Source organism: Mangrovicella endophytica (assembly GCF_002893625.1).
Taxonomy (GTDB): domain Bacteria; phylum Pseudomonadota; class Alphaproteobacteria; order Rhizobiales; family Rhizobiaceae; genus Mangrovicella; species Mangrovicella endophytica.
Genome location: NZ_PKMZ01000001.1, coordinates 812,460 through 827,902, shown reverse-complemented (window position 1 = coordinate 827,902; position 15,443 = coordinate 812,460). Strand labels below are relative to the sequence as shown.

The 15,443-nt window shown below is 65.8% G+C and carries 11 protein-coding genes; 3 read left to right on the top strand and 8 right to left on the bottom strand.

Annotated features, from left to right (window positions below):
- Window positions 1-190: 190 nt before the first annotated feature.
- Entirely contained in the window at window positions 191-2,146 is a 1,956-nt protein-coding gene (locus C0R46_RS03815; protein ID WP_157944548.1) for a DNA cytosine methyltransferase, read from the top strand.
- Between the two features lie 1,235 nt (window positions 2,147-3,381).
- Here C0R46_RS03815 and C0R46_RS03810 read toward each other — a convergent pair.
- Window positions 3,382-4,653, bottom strand: a complete 1,272-nt coding sequence (locus C0R46_RS03810; protein ID WP_102958222.1) for an NnrS family protein — start codon at window positions 4,651-4,653, stop codon at window positions 3,382-3,384.
- Window positions 4,654-4,946: 293 nt separating this feature from the next.
- Between C0R46_RS03810 and C0R46_RS03805 the strand changes: the two genes are divergently transcribed.
- Together C0R46_RS03805 and C0R46_RS03800 are read left to right on the top strand one after the other, a co-directional pair.
- Window positions 4,947-5,651, top strand: coding sequence for a Crp/Fnr family transcriptional regulator (locus tag C0R46_RS03805; RefSeq protein ID WP_102958221.1), 705 nt, complete (start codon window positions 4,947-4,949; stop codon window positions 5,649-5,651).
- A gap of 391 nt (window positions 5,652-6,042) precedes the next feature.
- Window positions 6,043-6,483: a pseudoazurin gene (locus C0R46_RS03800; protein ID WP_102958220.1), complete on the top strand. Its 441-nt coding sequence runs from the start codon at window positions 6,043-6,045 to the stop codon at window positions 6,481-6,483.
- 102 nt (window positions 6,484-6,585) lie between these two features.
- Here the strand turns inward: C0R46_RS03800 and C0R46_RS03795 are convergent, their stop codons facing one another.
- The 7 genes from C0R46_RS03795 to C0R46_RS03765 are packed head-to-tail and all read right to left on the bottom strand — an operon-like array spanning window position 6,586 to window position 15,355.
- Entirely contained in the window at window positions 6,586-7,545 is a 960-nt protein-coding gene (locus C0R46_RS03795; RefSeq protein ID WP_157944547.1) for an FAD:protein FMN transferase, read from the bottom strand.
- Window positions 7,546-7,552: 7 nt separating this feature from the next.
- Window positions 7,553-8,113, bottom strand: a complete 561-nt coding sequence (locus C0R46_RS03790) for a nitrous oxide reductase accessory protein NosL (protein WP_102958218.1) — start codon at window positions 8,111-8,113, stop codon at window positions 7,553-7,555.
- On the bottom strand, window positions 8,110-8,946 hold the full coding sequence (locus C0R46_RS03785) for an ABC transporter permease (RefSeq protein WP_102958217.1): 837 nt from the start codon (window positions 8,944-8,946) through the stop codon (window positions 8,110-8,112). Before C0R46_RS03785 ends, C0R46_RS03790 begins: the two co-directional genes overlap by 4 nt.
- Window positions 8,943-9,857 (bottom strand): ABC transporter ATP-binding protein, encoded by a 915-nt coding sequence (locus C0R46_RS03780; protein WP_102958216.1) that lies wholly within the window; start codon window positions 9,855-9,857, stop codon window positions 8,943-8,945. Before C0R46_RS03780 ends, C0R46_RS03785 begins: the two co-directional genes overlap by 4 nt.
- Window positions 9,854-11,134 (bottom strand): nitrous oxide reductase family maturation protein NosD, encoded by a 1,281-nt coding sequence (locus tag C0R46_RS03775; RefSeq protein WP_425349844.1) that lies wholly within the window; start codon window positions 11,132-11,134, stop codon window positions 9,854-9,856. Before C0R46_RS03775 ends, C0R46_RS03780 begins: the two co-directional genes overlap by 4 nt.
- Before the next feature lie 3 nt (window positions 11,135-11,137).
- Entirely contained in the window at window positions 11,138-13,057 is a 1,920-nt protein-coding gene (nosZ, locus tag C0R46_RS03770) for a TAT-dependent nitrous-oxide reductase (protein ID WP_102958214.1), read from the bottom strand.
- 15 nt (window positions 13,058-13,072) lie between these two features.
- Window positions 13,073-15,355 carry a NosR/NirI family protein gene (locus C0R46_RS03765; protein WP_245413396.1) on the bottom strand — a complete coding sequence of 761 codons (2,283 nt, stop codon included), beginning with the start codon at window positions 15,353-15,355 and terminating at the stop codon, window positions 13,073-13,075.
- Window positions 15,356-15,443 lie beyond the last annotated feature (88 nt).

Here is a 15,443-nt window from a genome sequence, read left to right as displayed (position 1 = left end):
GGCCAGGACATTGAGAGGGTGCCCCCGGGCGGGGCCACCGCCACCCTGGCCCTGCTGGTAAGGAGAGCCGATGGAACGTCCGCACTCAGGACAATTTTCGCGAGATCTTCTGCAATTCTAACGATGCGGTTCGGGGGAACTTGACGTCCCGCAATCCAGGATGGTGCCGAGAGACACCGAAGGAGCCGCGATGACCAAGCCTCGCACCGTACGAGAGCCCACCGAGGACCGCCTGAAGGCCGACCGCCTGAGAGCCCTCAAGGGCAGGCTTCGTTCCTTGGGCAAGCGCGGATTGGCCGACGTTTTCACGGCCGGCGAGACGCTGGAGGAAGCGGCGACGCTTCTCGACGGCATCTTCTCCGCCTGGGTGAGGGCCGAGTGCGGCATCGAGCCCCGGACCGCACTCGGGTACCGGAAAACTTTTCGCATGCTCGGGAAGCACCAAGATCTGCTGGCGGAGCGAAACGTGTCGCCCAGCGTCGCCGTGACGATCGCCTGTGCCAAGCCAGAGGGGCGCGAACGTGCGCTCGCCGCGATCGCATCCGGCCGCGCACTGTCCGTGGCCGAGGCGAAGGCGATCGTCCGCACGCCCCTATCGTCGGCGCGACGGACGCCGTTGCCGATGGATATGCTGCGACAGAGGATGCGCAGCCTGGCCGCCACCTTTGTCGAGGAAGTTGAGCGCATCGTATCCCTCGCTGCGGACGTCGATCCCACGGACGACACGCGGCTCGTCGAACTCGCGGTGCGCGCACGCGCCATCGCGCCCGTCGTGAAAGCGCTCGCCATCCGCCCGGTCGGTGGCACGCCGCTTGAACCTGACGCCCTGTCGCTCGCGGTCGCGGACCTCGCAGCCGCCGACGGGCACATGCTGCACGAGGCCGCGCGGCGCCTCTCCAAGGTCGCCACCTCGAAGCTGCAGGCAGAGGAGACGAGCCCCGCCGCCCCGCCGTCCCCTGCTGCCGCGTCGCCCGTCACCATGCGGTCGCTGTCATCCACCTTCCGCCACGGCCTCACCGCATTAGAGATCTGCGCGGGCGGAGGCGGCCAGGCGGCAGGCCTCGCCAAGGCAGGGTTCCGGCACGTCGCCCTCGTGGAACGCGATCCGTCTGCCTGCGATACCTTGCGCGCCGCCTTCGGTCCCGAGCACGTCGTGGAGGCCGATCTCGTCGGCTTCGAACCTGGAAATGTCGGCCCTGTCGACCTGCTCGCAGGCGGCGTGCCGTGCCAGCCCTACTCCCAGTCTGGGAAGCGCAAGGGAGCTGACGACGAGCGCGACCTTTTCCCAGAGGCTTTGCGCCTCGTGGAGCGCCTCAGGCCCAGGGCGGTCATGCTGGAGAACGTCATGGGCGTCTTCGCGCCAGACAACGACATGCACCGGTTCCGCATCCTCCATCGGCTCAGGGAGCTGGGGTACTCCGCGGAGTGGGGCAAGGTCGACGCGACGCACTTCGGCGTACCGCAGAAGCGGCTCCGCGCCGTCCTAGTGGCGTTCGATGACCCCAAGGCGATGGCACGCTTCACCTGGCCGACGCCCATCTTCGGACATGACGAGGTGCCCAGGACCGCGATCGCAGCCCTAGAGGGACAACTGACCTCAAAGGGCTGGGTGCTGACCGAGGAGTTCATGGCGGCCATGGACCGTGCGTCACCGACGGTGACTGGGGGCAGCGACAAGAAGCAGGGCATGGACTTTGGCCAGCGCAAGTCGGCGCGCGTCTGGGGCGATATGGGGTTCGTGCAGACGAGGATCGGCAACGCGCCGCCCGAAGCCGATCACCACGGCCCCGTGGAAGCGACGAACGCGATGCTGGCGTCGCTCCAGGACTTTCCGTTCGACTGGCCGTTCAAGGGATCCAAGAAGAGCGTATTTCGTCAGATCGCGAACGCGTTCCCGGCGACGGTCGCCATGCACCTGGGCTGCGCCATCGCTTCGGCGCTGACGGGCGAGAAATTCGATCCCGTCAGGCAGCACGTCCACGAAGCGATGCGCTGGAACCACGTGGCCCACCGACAGAGGAAGGCCGCGGCTGCGGAGGTCCGCGAGGTTGCAGCGCCCGTCCGGGTGCGGAAGGCGATCTCTATTCCGCTCGCGACGCTTCGTGCGAGTTCAGATTTGGAAGAACACGCGGGGCATCCGGGCTGACCGGCTCTCCTATGGGAGAGCGGAGCCATCTCATTCGTCCGAAGATCCACGGCTGCTCCTGGGCGTGGAGCCACTTGGCTGCCGTTGAGACAGGCTGTCTACACCCTGCAACGATACGGCATTAGGTAGCAAAAGCCACCAGATCGGGTGCCCGTTTCCGGGTACTTCTCCAGCCACGTGTCGGCCACGCTCAGCGCTTTGGCCAAGCTGACCGCGTGCGTCAGGTGCCGTCGTCGAAAAGACGGGATCATGCTCGGGCTCCGACTGAAGTTGGCTCTGGTGACGAACGGTGACGGCGCGCGACGGGGGGTCGGGGCGCCTAGAAACGAAAAACGGCCCCTTTCGGGACCGTCCGACCTAGAAGGTCTCGGGGCGAAGCTCTGTGGATTTCTCCCTTCCCCGCATCCGCAGGGACCAGGCTTGCGGCCCAGTGGCACTGGCTATCTCACGCCCAATCACCAGCGATCTGCAAGAAAACATACGCGCACGGCCGCGGATTTCAAGCTAGAGGACCCTCGGATGCCCTGTCTCGCAGGCGAACATGAAACCACTTCGGAGTTCGAGCCTTGGCTCCTCACGATCTGGTCGAACCCTCTGGAGACCAACGCCAGGCTCACCTTCTTCGGGTAACCCCTACCCATTCCCGACCACGGCGGGCCGGGAAAATCGCCGGGGTGCTTCCGTCGCCCTCCTCCAGGAAGGCATCTGCAAGCTTGTACCCCAAGCCATGTGCCCTGCCACGATCCAGAACGAACCCGGTCCAGCCGAGATTGACATTCATGCCGGCGGGGATGTCCGCCACACCGCGTTGGCAGTCGTACTCATCGTTTGCCGTCATCCGTACTGTAGGTAGTACATGCTCACCTGGACGTAGCGGTGAAGGCAATACCCGAACCAATACAGGGCGTTAGGTCCCGCGTGGTGGTCTTTGCTACCTAATGCCGCAACGATCCCTTCTTGATGGATGCTTTCCTGCTTCTGGCTGTCGAAAGCTCCCATTGAAATGGGTCAACCTGCCAGCATGAGCGCCACCGGAATGAAGTCGACTGCCACGGAAGCGAGGCTTCGGTTATATGCCTCTACAGGTCATCCGCGCATCTCCATCTTTGGCTACCGTCTGGCAGTCTCCGCACCGCTCCTAGAGCCCGACGAGTGCGCAACTAACTTCGCTGCCCCGGCCATCGACGGATTAAACCGGATGCGCTCTCGGTCGGCTGGCTGCTCTCTCGAAGGCGTTAGGTCGCCACCGGCTTGCGGGACCAGAGGATCGGGCCGTAGCACAGCGCGAACAGGATGAAGGCGAGGCTCCAGAGCCCGCCGCCGGCGACCAGCAGCTCTGGGTAGAGGCTCGGAAGAGACGATGCCAATACACGCAGAAGCGCGCCGAGCGACGCGGTGGCGTAGATCGCCGTTGTGCTAAGATCGCTGCGGATTGCCCTGCCGGTATGGCCGAGGCTCGCCCGCGTCATCACCGCCAGTGTCATGGTTCCGACTGCGCCGGTGGTCAGCGTATGGATCGCCGCGTCGGCGGAAAGGGCGTCGGGCGTCAGGATCGCAAGCCCCAGCATCGCCAATCCGGCTGCCAGCCAGCCGAAGCCGAGATGGAGCACGAGCACGATCGGCTCGCGCCAGCTCGCCCATCCGCGCCACCGGGCCAGACGGGCGGCCGAGACGAGGCCGGCGAGAACCAGAAGCCAGCCGGCAAGCGGCTCGAGGGGCGCGACGATCCAGGCCAGGATGGCCAGCAAGGTGATCGCCAACGCTGCCCGGTCGACCGGTCCGAACGAGGCGGGCAAGCGCCGGCTGCTTCTCTTCACCAGCCAGTTGCGGGTGAAGCTCGGGACGATCCTGCCGCCGATCAGCGAGATCATCAACGTCGCAACGCCGAGGGCGAGGCGGACCGCAATCCCATCGGCGGTCAGGCCCATGCCTTCGGCATGATGCAGGGCGTTCGCGGCCGCAAAGAGGGTGAGAAGGAACGCCACCGGAATATTGCGCAGGTTCTTGCCCGCGATCACCTCGCGCCAGACGGAGGCGGCTAGCGCGAGCGGGAACAGCATGTCGAGCGCCAGTGCCGCTGGCGGGCTGACCACCACCGCTGTCGCGATGCGGCCGAGCATCCACAATGCGACGAGAAGTGCCAGCGGTCTGCCGCTGAGGGGCAGTTGGCCGGTCCAGTTCGGCACGGCCGTCAGGATGAAGCCGGCAATGACCGCACCCAGGAAGCCGAAGATCATCTCATGCGCGTGCCAGAGCTGTCCGCCGAAAGGGCCGTATAGCTGAAAGCCGGATTGATGCGACCAAACCCAGAAGGGAACGGCGAGACCCGCATAAAGAGCGGCGAGGAAGAAGAAGGGCCGAAAGCCGTAGCTGAGGATGGGTGCAGCCGACAGATCGCGACCGCGCCCGTCGACAGAGGCGTCGCCAGCGCGCCGCCGGCGCCTGGGCTCCGAGCGGTCAGCGGCTTGTTCTCGGCTGTGGATATCGGTTGGTGCGTCCGTGGTCATGGCGTGCTCCTCTCCCGGTGTTGAAAGAGCCGCATCGGTGGCGGCGGGTCGGCTGAGGGCATGGCGACGGTCGTGCTACTGCCCCTTCGCTCGTACGGGTACGGAGATGTGCCCGCAGCCGCATCCCGACCCTTGTAGCTGCGGTGCGCATGATGGCGTTGTGCTGCAGCAAGGTCAGGCGCGGATCGTCAGGGAAGAGCGGTCACCGGGAAGCGTGTCTTCGTGTCTGCCGCAGCTTGAAGTGCGCGGGCAGCTATGCTTCGCCTGCCGGGCCAACGAGTCCGGGTGAGTTCATGTCGCGCCTTGATCCTTCGCTGATCCGATCCTTTCCGGTGTTTCGCTGCCTGGACGACGACACCCTGCGCGCCATCCTGGCCGAGGCGGTGACGCGTCGCATCGCCAAGGGCACGGCCATGTTCGAGCATGGTGCGGATGCGCGTGAGTTCTTCGTCGTGCTCGACGGGCGGCTGAAGGTCGTGCAGGTCACTCCCGATGGCGAGCAGGTGCTGATCCGCTTCGTGGTGCCTGGCGAGGTTTGCGGCGTCGCCGTCGCCATCGGACGGCCGGACTACCCTGCGACCGCCATGGCCGTAGCCGACAGCCTGGCGCTGGTCTGGAACTCGGCGCGTTGGCCGGCTCTGTGCGAGCTGGCGCCGGCGCTCGCCGTAAATACCATGCACACCGTCGGCCAGCGCCTCCAGGATGCCCATGCGCGGATCCGCGAGATTTCGACGGAGGAGGTGCAGCGCCGCGTCGCCCATGCGGTGCTGCGGCTTGCGCGGCAGGCCGGCCGGAAGGTCGAGGACGGCGTGCTGATCGACTTTCCAGTCACCCGACAAGATCTGGCGGAGATGACCGGCACCACCCTGCATACGGTGAGCCGCATCATGAGCGCTTGGGACGCGGCTGGCTTGGTGGAGGGCGGACGCCAGCGCCTGCTCCTGCGCGATCCTCATAAGCTGCTGCTGGTCGCCGAGGGAACCGCTTCGTTGCAGTAGTTTCGCGCCGCTGGATACGCCCAAGGCAATGGTCCGCGTGAGCCCTCTGCCGCCTGGCAAAGTTCGGCGACGCGGCGATCCGAGCGAGCATGACGGCCGGCAACGCCGCCTCGTCGGCTTGCCCCTGCGGCATCTTCGCTACGTCGGCCGATGCTGGGACAGCTCATCAAGCAGGGGTGGCGATGTTTGGCGCGCCGAGGGTCGGCGGGGCATCTCTGGCGATGACGGGCATCTGTCTCTACCGCACTGGATGTCGGCAGCGTCACGCCAGCCAAAATGCCGATCCTGCGATGGCGTCCAGTTTGCGCATGATCAAAGTCCTCTTCCACTATGCCCCTTAAGAGGAGCGTCGGCGGCCGGAGAGCCGAGCACCGACGGAAAAGGAAAGACCATGAAGCATGCCATTCTGGCCGTCTCGGCATTGCTGCTGACAGCAGCGGCGGGGGTGCACGGCGCGAGCGCGGCCGAGTTCGAGGTCAAGATGCTGAACAAGGGCGAGAAGGGCGCGATGGTCTTCGAGCCCGATCTCGTCAAGGCGGCGCCCGGCGACACGATCAAGTTCGTTCCGGTCGACGCCGGGCACAACGCCGAGACGATCAAGGGCATGATCCCGGATGGCGCCGAGGCCTTCAAGAGCAAGCCGAGCCAGGAGTTTTCGGTGACGCTCGACAAGGAAGGCCTCTACGGCATCAAGTGCACGCCGCATTTCGGGATGGGCATGGTCGCGCTGATCGTGATCGGCCAGCCGACCAATCTCGACGCCGCCGCGCAGGTCAAGAACCCGCCGAAGGTGAAGGCGCGCTTCGAAGAGCTGTTCGCCGCGGCCAAGTAAGGCCTGGACTTCGGGCTCCAAGTCGACATGAAAACGCCGGAGGATCCAAGATCCTCCGGCGTTTTCATTTGTGGGCCGCTCCGGGAACCGCTCGCACCGGCGTCAGACGTGGATCTCGATCCCGGCGCGGCGAAGCCCGGCGATACCCGCGGCATCCATCAGCGCTGCGCCTGTCGACAGCGCGTCGGCCCTGGCGGCGCTGTCGTCGATCACGGTCACACGCATGTAAGTCGGCGTGACCGGTCCGCGCATAGGGTGGATGATGTGCCCGACGCGTCCATCCCGATCGAGCGTCGTGCCCGTCACCATCGAGGTCGCGACCGCGCGATTGCTCAAGGTGAGCGTCTCGGCAACGCCGGTGCCCGCGGGATCCTGCGCGAGGCCGACTCTCCAGCCCTGCCGGTCCGGCCCGCGGCCCACGGCGGCGATCTCGCCGATATCGAGCAGCATGTCTGCAAAGCCGCGCGCCCGCAGCAGCGCGGCGATCCTGTCGGTGATGTATCCCTGCGCGATACCGTTGAGGGTCACCGCCATGCCCGCCCGCTCGAACGCGATGCGATCGGCATCGAAGCGCACGCCGTCGAAGCCAACGGCGGCCAGCGCCCGCTCGAGCGTCGCCGGCGACGGTCCCGCCGGATTGGCGCCAGCGGCAGAAAAATGCTCCGCGAGCGCCACGAAGACCGGCTGCACCGTCGGATCGAACAGGCCCCCCGTCAGTCGGTGGGCCGAGGCCGCAAGGCTCAGCACCGCCAGGAGCTCGGGATCGGGCTCGGCGACCGCGCCCTCGCGGTTCAGCCGCGACAGCGCGGTGTCGGGGCGGTAGAGGCTGAAGATCCTCTCCAGCCGGTCGATCTCCCGCTCGACCGACGCAAAGGCGCCGCGCGCCACATCGTCAGGCGCACCGACCAGCCGGATCGTTGCATGGGCGCCGAGCGCCTGCCCGCTCCAGCGCGCATCGGCCTGCGTTGCAGCCAGCGGAGACGCGCCGACAAGCGCGCTGCCGGCGAAAACCGCACCGATCGACAGGAGGCGCCGGCGGTCGATCCGAAAAGACGTGCGCATCAGAACCTCACTGTGCATGATCGTGCGTGCCTGACGGCGGCACATCGTCCTCCGCCATGCTCTGCTGCGCCGCGCGAACATAGGCGTCCGGCACCTCCTTCAGCGCGACGACGCGACCGCCCTTGTCCTTGACGAAGGCGTCGGCGGCCTCTCGCGTGCCGAAAGAGATCGCCTCAGGCGTTCCCATGCCGCCGATCTGCCGGCTTTCGATCACGAAGGAAGCGGTGTCGGCATCCGTCCAGTTGTCGGTGCCGGGCTCACCCCAGGACGCGGCCTTGCCCATGTCGCTGACATAGACGGCCGTGATGTCGGCTTCGCGTTCGGGATCGTGCAGATAAGCCACGGCGTCGCTGACTTGGCTGAACCAGAGCGGCTCCTTGATGCCGGCGAGATGGATCTGCGCCTTCGGACCGGGATGCTCCAGAACATACATCTGGCAGTAATGGCCGACGGCTTCCGCGGTCATCGTTACAGCGGGCGGCTTGCCGGCTTCCTCTTCGGCCGTGCAGCCGGCCAGCGGCAGCGCCAGCAGAAGCGTCAGGCACAGAATGCGGAACGGGCGTCTCATGGGTGAAGGCTCCTGAAGCGCAGCATCCCGGCGCATCCCGCAAGTAGCAGCCAGATGACAAGGCTGGCGAGCGCAGTCGCGGCCGGGAACGGCAGCGTGCGCGCCAGACCGTCGATGCCGGCCACCGGCGCGGCCGCCTCCAGCGCTGCCAGGTTAAACAGGCGGAAGGCATCACCCGGATTGGCAAGGACGAGGATCGGGAAGACGTGGGTGGTGAAAATGCCGCCGTCATCGAGGACGAGGCCGGCGAGCAGCGCGAGGTCGTAGAGCACGACGAGCACGAGCCAGACACCGACGAGAAGCGCCGCGGCGGTGCCGACGCGGCCCGTCATCGCCGAAACGGTGATGCCGATGGCGATGAAGACGGCGCCGAGGAAGAGCGCGGTGGCCATCAGCCGAGCCCAGGCGAGAGCGCCGGCCGGATCATAGCCGTGGACGGCGACGAGAGCGCCGCCGGCGACGCCATAGCCGATGGCGATCGCGAGGGTGAGCACGGCGAGATGGCCGAGGAACTTGCCGAAGAGCACCTCGCCCCGCGCCGCAGGGGTCGCGAGCACCAGGGCCAGCGTGCCGCGCTCGATCTCGCCGGCGATCGTGTCGTAGGAGAGAAGCAGCGCAATCAGCGGTACGAGATAGACCGACAGCGTCGCAAGGCTCGCCGCCGTCAGCGTCAGCGCGTCGACGCCCCGTTCGCCCGCCGGACCTGAGCCGAGAAAGGCAAGCGCCAGCGCGAACAGGACGAGGATCAGCGTCGCGAGCAGAACCCAGCGGTTGCGTGCCGACAGGCGGAACTCGATTGCCGCAATGGCGGCGATGCGCGATAGCCCGTTCATGCAGCCTCTCCCGCGGCGCCGAGGCCGCTGTAATACCGGTAGACGTCGTCGAGATGCGGCGGGCTGACCTCGACATCGGCGACGATGTCGGAATGCGACGCAATGCGGGCCAGCAGCGCCAGCTTGTCGCCCGGCGTGCAGTCGAACTCGACAGAGCGACCGTTCAGCCGCCGGCCGCCGAGACGTGCCTGCAGGGTAGCCCCGTCGATCGCCTTGGCCTTGACCCGCACGACTGTCGGCAGCGCGGCCGCGCTCGCGAGATCGGCGAGCCGCCCTTCGGCGACGCGGCGACCCTTGACCAGGATGGCGATGCGGTCCGTGCGTGCCTCGACCTCGGTGAGCGAATGGGAGGAAAGGAGAACGGCCGCGCCCTCGGCCGCAATCGTGTCGATCAGCCCGTAGAACTCGCCTCTCGAGATCGGGTCGAGCCCGCTTGTCGGCTCGTCGAGAAGCAGCAGCGAAGGCCTGCCGATCAGCGCCTGGGCAAGGCCGAGCCGCTGGCGCATTCCTTTGGAATAGGTGCCGACGCGGCGATGCGCGGCATCGGCGATGCCGACCGTCTGCAGCAGCGCCTTCGCTTTCGCCGGAGGCTCGCCTTTCAGCTTGGCGAAATAGGTGATCACCTCGGCGCCGGTCAGCGCCCGCGGAAAGGCGATGGCTTCCGGCAGGTAGCTGACGGTGCGGCGGGCTGCGGCGGTGCCAGGCGCCGCACCGGCAACGCTGATGCGGCCGGCCTCCGGCTTGAGGAAGCCGAGCACCGCCTTGAACAGGGTCGACTTGCCGGCGCCGTTGTGGCCGAGCAGCGCCAGGCGCTCGCCGGCGGCGACCGACAGCGAAACGTCGCTCAGCGCCTTCAAGCTGCCGAAGGCAACGCTCAACCCGGCGATGTCGAGAACGGGATCATGGCTCATGGCAGGGACGCCTCTCGGGATAAGCGCGGCCCGGCGTCGCCCGGATGCGTCAGCGGGTGGCTGTCGATCACGCCCCCTGGCAAAAGGCCGGGGAAGCGCGACTGTGACCAGCGGATCAACTGCACGGCGGGCGAGCCGAGGAGGAGTTTGGCCATAGGCTGGCGCCAGGTGACGAGATCGATGGTGTCGTTCGGGCGGTACGGGGCATCGGCGATGCCGTCGCCGTCGATGTCGAAGGCGACGTGGTCGGACCAGTAGTTGCCGCGTCCCTTGTCGCTCCACTCGAACCAGCGCGTGCCGACGTTCTTCACCTGCGTCTGGTTGCCGATGAAGGCATTGCCGGTGAGGACATTGCCTTCGCTGCCGGCGGTGAAGTGGACGCCGAGTTCGCAGCCCTCGAAGACGTTGTCGGCGATGCGGTTGCGATTGGCGTTGTAGATGAAGAGGCACTTCTCGCCGCCGTCGCGCACGGCGTTGCGCTCAACGACTGCCTTGTTGACGGAGTTGAGAAAGAGGCCGTGCGTCTGATCGCCTCGAGACAGGTTGTCCCGCGCAATCACCACATTAGAATACATGAAGGCAAAGCCGAGTTCGTTGCCCTCGGACACGTTCCCGGTCACCTCGATGTTGTTGGCGTACATCGAGTGGAAGGCGAAGCGCAGATCGTAGAACCGGTTGTTCCGGTAGACGGCGCGGTGCGACGAGGAGACGAAGATGCCGTCCCGGCCGCCGCGCACCGTATTGTCTTCGGCCACAAGGCCCGGCGCGTTCCAGACATAGAGGCCGGAGCCCCGTTCGCTGGGATGGATGTCGACACGGTTGGCGATCTGATTGCCGCGCACCAGCGCGTCCTTCCCGCCCTGGACGTCGACGCCGATGAGATTGCCCTCGACACGGTTCGAAATCACCTGCACGCCGTCGGCGCCCTTGGCGATGGCGATGCCGGAATCCAGCTCGTCCAGCCGGTTGCCGGAGCCGGTGACGACGAGGCCCTCGATGCGTGCTCCGCCAGCGGTGATGGAGATGACGGTGCCGCTTCCCGGGCCGACGACACGGGCCGAACCGTCACCGACGACCGAGATCGTCTTGTCGACCAAGACGCTGCCGTTGTAGTCGCCGGGGCCGAGCCGGAGGACATCCCCCGGCTCGGCACTTGCGATTGCGCCGGCCAGCGTCCCCTGCCCTGCCGGCACAGCCAATTCCTTCGCGTCCGCGCAGGACGCGTCGGCAAGGAGGGCTGCGGCTGCCAGGACGACGAATGCCGGACGCATCGCCATTCCTCAGACCGTCTTCGGCTTGACGAGCATGCGGCCGCGCATCTCCATGTGCATGGCATGGCAGAACCACTGGCAGTAGTACCAGTGCACGCCCGGACGGTCGGCTGTGAAGGTGACGGACGCCGTCGCCTGGGGTCCGATCTCGAAGGCCACGTTGTGGTTCGACAGTGTGAAGCCGTGAGTCAGATCGTCGATCTCGTCCATGTTGGTGACGTAGATCGTGACCTCGTCGCCCTCATTGACCTCGAACTTCTCAAGGCTGAAGGCCGGCGCCACGGAGTGCATGTAGACGCGCACCTTGTTCCCGTCGCGGATGACGTCGGCGCCCCAGTCGAGATCGACGCCGTCGGCCTTCGCCTGCTGGCGCGCGTCCTCCCACATGGCATCGTCGCGGGTCCAGACGGACTTCGGGTTCACCTTGTCGGCGCGCACGAGGATGGAGTCGTGCGGTTCCGCGAAGGTCGGGCTGTCGTGCACGAGCTTCATGTCGTCGCCCGAGATGTCGATAAGCTGCTCGTTCTCCGGCTTCAGCGGCCCGACATTGAGATAGCGGTCCTTTGAGAACTTGTTCATCGAGACCAGCCACTTACCGTCGGCCTCCTTGGTTTCGCCCATGGAGGTCGAGTTGTGGCCCGGCTGGTACTGGACGTCGATCTTGGAATGGATCGGGTCCACCTTCTCGCCGGCAAAGGCGCGAATGGCCTTATCGATATTCCACTTCACCACCTGGCTGTCGAGGAACAGCGTCGTGTAGGCGTTGCCGCGGTTGTCAAAGGCCGTATGAAGCGGTCCAAGACCTAGCTGCGGCTCGCCGACGATGCAGGAGCGCGGCTCGGCGTCAGCGTCGAACAGCGCGGCGACCTTGTCCACCTCGATGATCGAGACGGTCGGCGAAAGCTTGCCGTTGATCATGATGTACTTGCCGTCCGGCGAGGCGTTGACGCCGTGCGGGCTGTTGGCGATCGGAATGTAGCGGGTGTATTTCGACTTGGCGTCCTTGCGCCCGTCGAGAACCTTGACGCCGTTCAGCTCCTGGAAGTCGCCGGCCGCAATCCCCTCCTCGATCGCCTTGATGTTGAAGATGACGACGTGGTCCATCTCCGAGGCGGTCATCTCGGCAAGGTTGGTGCCCTTCTCCGAGTTGTAGGATGTCGAGAAGGCGTAGAGACCCTTGTAGTCGGTATTGGTGTTGTCGAGGTTGCCCGAGACGATGACCTGCCAGGCGACCTCCATCTTGTCGCCGTCGACGGCGGTGAAGATGTTCACGTACTGCTTGGGATCGTCGAGGATCTTGCCGTCGTTGACGAGTGGGGTCTCGTGCTCGCCATTGGCGAAGATGTAGCCGGTGCGCGGATACTTCTGCAGCCGAAGGCCGTGGATATCCTGCGCGTTCGGGATCTCGATGATCTTGTCGCATTTCATGACGTCGCAGCGCACGCGCGCAATGCGCGTATTGGCCTTGTCGTTCATGAAGATGTAGCGCCCGTCATAGGTGCCGTCGGTGAACGACATGTGCGGGTGATGCAGATCGCCGTTGTCGTAGGTCTTCTTGCCGTGCTTGGCGAGATAGGCCTTCGTTTCCGGCAGCAGGCCGTCGGTCAGGATCTTCAGGCTCTCGTTGGTGAGGCCCCACCCCGTTGCCGAACAGCGGTTGAAGACGGGAATGCGCATCATCTCGCGCATCGACGGCACGCCGAGAATGCGCAGCTCGCCCGTCTGTCCGGATGACCAGAAGCCGTAATACTCATCGAGCTGGCCAGGCTTGACCTCGACGCCGTCCTGCGCCGCCGCGAGGGCCGGCGAGGCTCCGCCCATGAGGCTGCCCGCCCCGCCCGCGAACATGGCGCCGGCGACGACGGCGCCGCCCGCTGCTCCCCCGAACAGGTCGCGCCTGGATAGTTTGGTTCTGCTGTTGTCTGACATGGATTATCCCCCTTCTCAGACTGTTTGCACTGGGATGGTTTTGGCTGCGCCATGTGTGACGGCCGGCTGCCCCGCTCCGGACGTGGCAAGGCCGATCTGCTTCTCGAAGCGGGCGCGTTTCTTGATCTTGCCGATCACCACCGGGCAGCGGTCGGCGCTCTGGTAGAGCACCTGGCAGTGCAGGCAGGAGATGCACTCGTTGGGATTGATCTCCCCCGTCGGGTGGATCGCCTGGACCGGGCATTCATGCGCACATGTCTGACAAGGGTTGCCGCATTCCTTGTAGCGCTTGAGCCATCGGAACATGTGCAGGCGGGCCGGGATCGCGAGGGCGCCGCCGAGCGGGCACATGTAGCGGCAGTAGAAGCGCTCAATGAACAGGCCCGGCGTCAGCACTGCGAGCGCGAAGAGCACATAGGGCCAACTGCGATCGAACTTCAGGATGATGGCGGTCTTGAAGGGCTCGACCTCGGCATAATGCTCGGCCAGTTCCAGCGAATAGAGCGACAGTCCAAAGAGGCCGAGGAAGATCACGTACTTGATCGGCCAGAGCCGCTCGTGCAGCCCCCAAGGCAGGGTCGCCTGCGGCACTTTGAGAGCGCGAGCGATCTTGTTGGAAAGCTCCTGCAAGGCGCCGAAGGGGCATAGCCAGCCGCAATAGGCGCCTCTCGCCCAGAACAAGAGGGCGGCTGCCACCGCGAACCACAGGAGGAAGATCAGCGGGTCCATCAGGAAGGTTTCCCAACGGAAATCGCTGAACAGCGCCGACGTCACGGCGAGTATGTTGACGACGGAGAGCTGCGCGTTGGCGTACCAGCCGACGAACACCAGGGTGAAGATGAGGAAGGCGGTGCGCACGATGTCGAAGATGCGCTCGTTCTTCGTCGCGAAGCTCTGGAAGAAGAAGATCCCGCTGAGGAAGACGAGGGCTGCGCCGATGACGATGATCTGACTGCGCTTGGCTTCCCAGATCTTCTGCCAGAGTGCGTCGCGGATCGCCGTGGCGGCGCCCGTCGCCTCGCTGGTGTCGGCGGGGCTCGAGGAGCTGGCCTGACCGGCTTCGGCCGCGGCAACCGGCTGTGGGACCGTCTTGGTGTAACGCTTCGGCAGGTCGTAGCCGAGCTCGTAGCTGAGAAAGAGCTTCTCCAGCGCACCCACCGGGCGCTGCACCAACATCTGCAGGCGCCATGGCGCTGCCGGGTCGAAGCCGGTCGAGGCCGGGATGACGAAGAGATCCATCTCCGTCAGGTCCGGCGCACCGGCAGCGGCAACATGAATGACCCGGCGGTGCTCCCGGTCGCGGAAGCGGTGGGAAACGTCGCCCTGCACCACCTGGATGCGGTCGAAAATGCCGCCACGGACGTAACCTGAGCCCTTGAAGGACCAACGGCCGCTGCCGCCGACGAAGATTGCTTCGTCTCCCGGCTTCAGCATTGCTTTCAGGTTGGCGTATTCCGCATCACCGAGCAGGCTACGACCAATAGATGGCTGGCTGGCGAGGCCGACCCAGACATCCATGTAGGCGTCGGCGCCGGGTGCCGGCTCGACGTGACTGGCGCTGCGTAGATCCCCTAGGTTGGCAAAGTCGCGGTTGATGGTGTCCACGTCGAGCACGAAGCGGCGTAGCGATCCGTCGCCGGCAAGGCTTTCCCAGCCCTGTGTGGCATCGACGCTGCGGTCGAGCTCGACGGCGTGGCCACCGGCCGCTGCATCAGGGCTAAATCCGCCGAGCGAGAGCGCCTTGGCGACCTTGATGCCGGCGCGCACGATTGAATCGTCGATCACCATGATGGTGACGGTGGCGCCCGACACTATGTCGAGGTCGTGGCTTCCCTCGTCCCCGGCGGCCAGCTTCTTCAGGTCAAGGCCGGCATACTTCTCCGTCACCGCCTTGATCTTGGCCTCCGGGATACCGACCAGAACGATCGGCTCGGAGTGCTTCACCAGCCGTACGCCGGTGATTAGCGCGTCCTTGCTGACCCCGGCGAGGATGTGAATCGGCTTGCCGGAATATCCCGTGGTCGGCACGAAGTCGGAGGTCAGGAACACCCAGCCGACCGTCTCGCCTTTGGCGAGGGCCGGCACAACTGGAACGTCTTCCCGCTGCGGACCAAAACTGTCGGCGCCGGGCACGAGTTCGGCGGGCGCGGCTTTCTCCAGGAAAGTCGCCAGCAGCGGTGCGGCTTGGGCTGTCTGCGGCAGCAGCAGGAAGGCGAGAACCCACAGCGCCAGCGCGCAGAATGCTGTTGAGCATCCTATTGCCGCGCTGCTGCGGCTTGGTACCTTTGAACAGTTCACTGCCTGCATTCCAATGCTGCGTGGCTCGGTTAGAGCCGAATGGCCCTCCTTAGACATGCAGCGCTCGCGCGACTTTGATCCTGCGCAA

Coding starts and splice junctions, on each gene's coding strand:
- nosZ (WP_102958214.1), bottom strand. CDS start 13,057: ATGTCAGACAACAGCAGAACCAAACTATCCAGGCGCGACCTGTTCGGG.
- C0R46_RS03795 (WP_157944547.1), bottom strand. CDS start 7,545: ATGCGCACGTCTTTTCGGATCGACCGCCGGCGCCTCCTGTCGATCGGT.
- C0R46_RS03785 (WP_102958217.1), bottom strand. CDS start 8,946: ATGAACGGGCTATCGCGCATCGCCGCCATTGCGGCAATCGAGTTCCGC.
- C0R46_RS03805 (WP_102958221.1), top strand. CDS start 4,947: ATGTCGCGCCTTGATCCTTCGCTGATCCGATCCTTTCCGGTGTTTCGC.
- C0R46_RS03815 (WP_157944548.1), top strand. CDS start 191: ATGACCAAGCCTCGCACCGTACGAGAGCCCACCGAGGACCGCCTGAAG.
- C0R46_RS03775 (WP_425349844.1), bottom strand. CDS start 11,134: ATGGCGATGCGTCCGGCATTCGTCGTCCTGGCAGCCGCAGCCCTCCTT.
- C0R46_RS03790 (WP_102958218.1), bottom strand. CDS start 8,113: ATGAGACGCCCGTTCCGCATTCTGTGCCTGACGCTTCTGCTGGCGCTG.
- C0R46_RS03800 (WP_102958220.1), top strand. CDS start 6,043: ATGAAGCATGCCATTCTGGCCGTCTCGGCATTGCTGCTGACAGCAGCG.
- C0R46_RS03810 (WP_102958222.1), bottom strand. CDS start 4,653: ATGACCACGGACGCACCAACCGATATCCACAGCCGAGAACAAGCCGCT.
- C0R46_RS03780 (WP_102958216.1), bottom strand. CDS start 9,857: ATGAGCCATGATCCCGTTCTCGACATCGCCGGGTTGAGCGTTGCCTTC.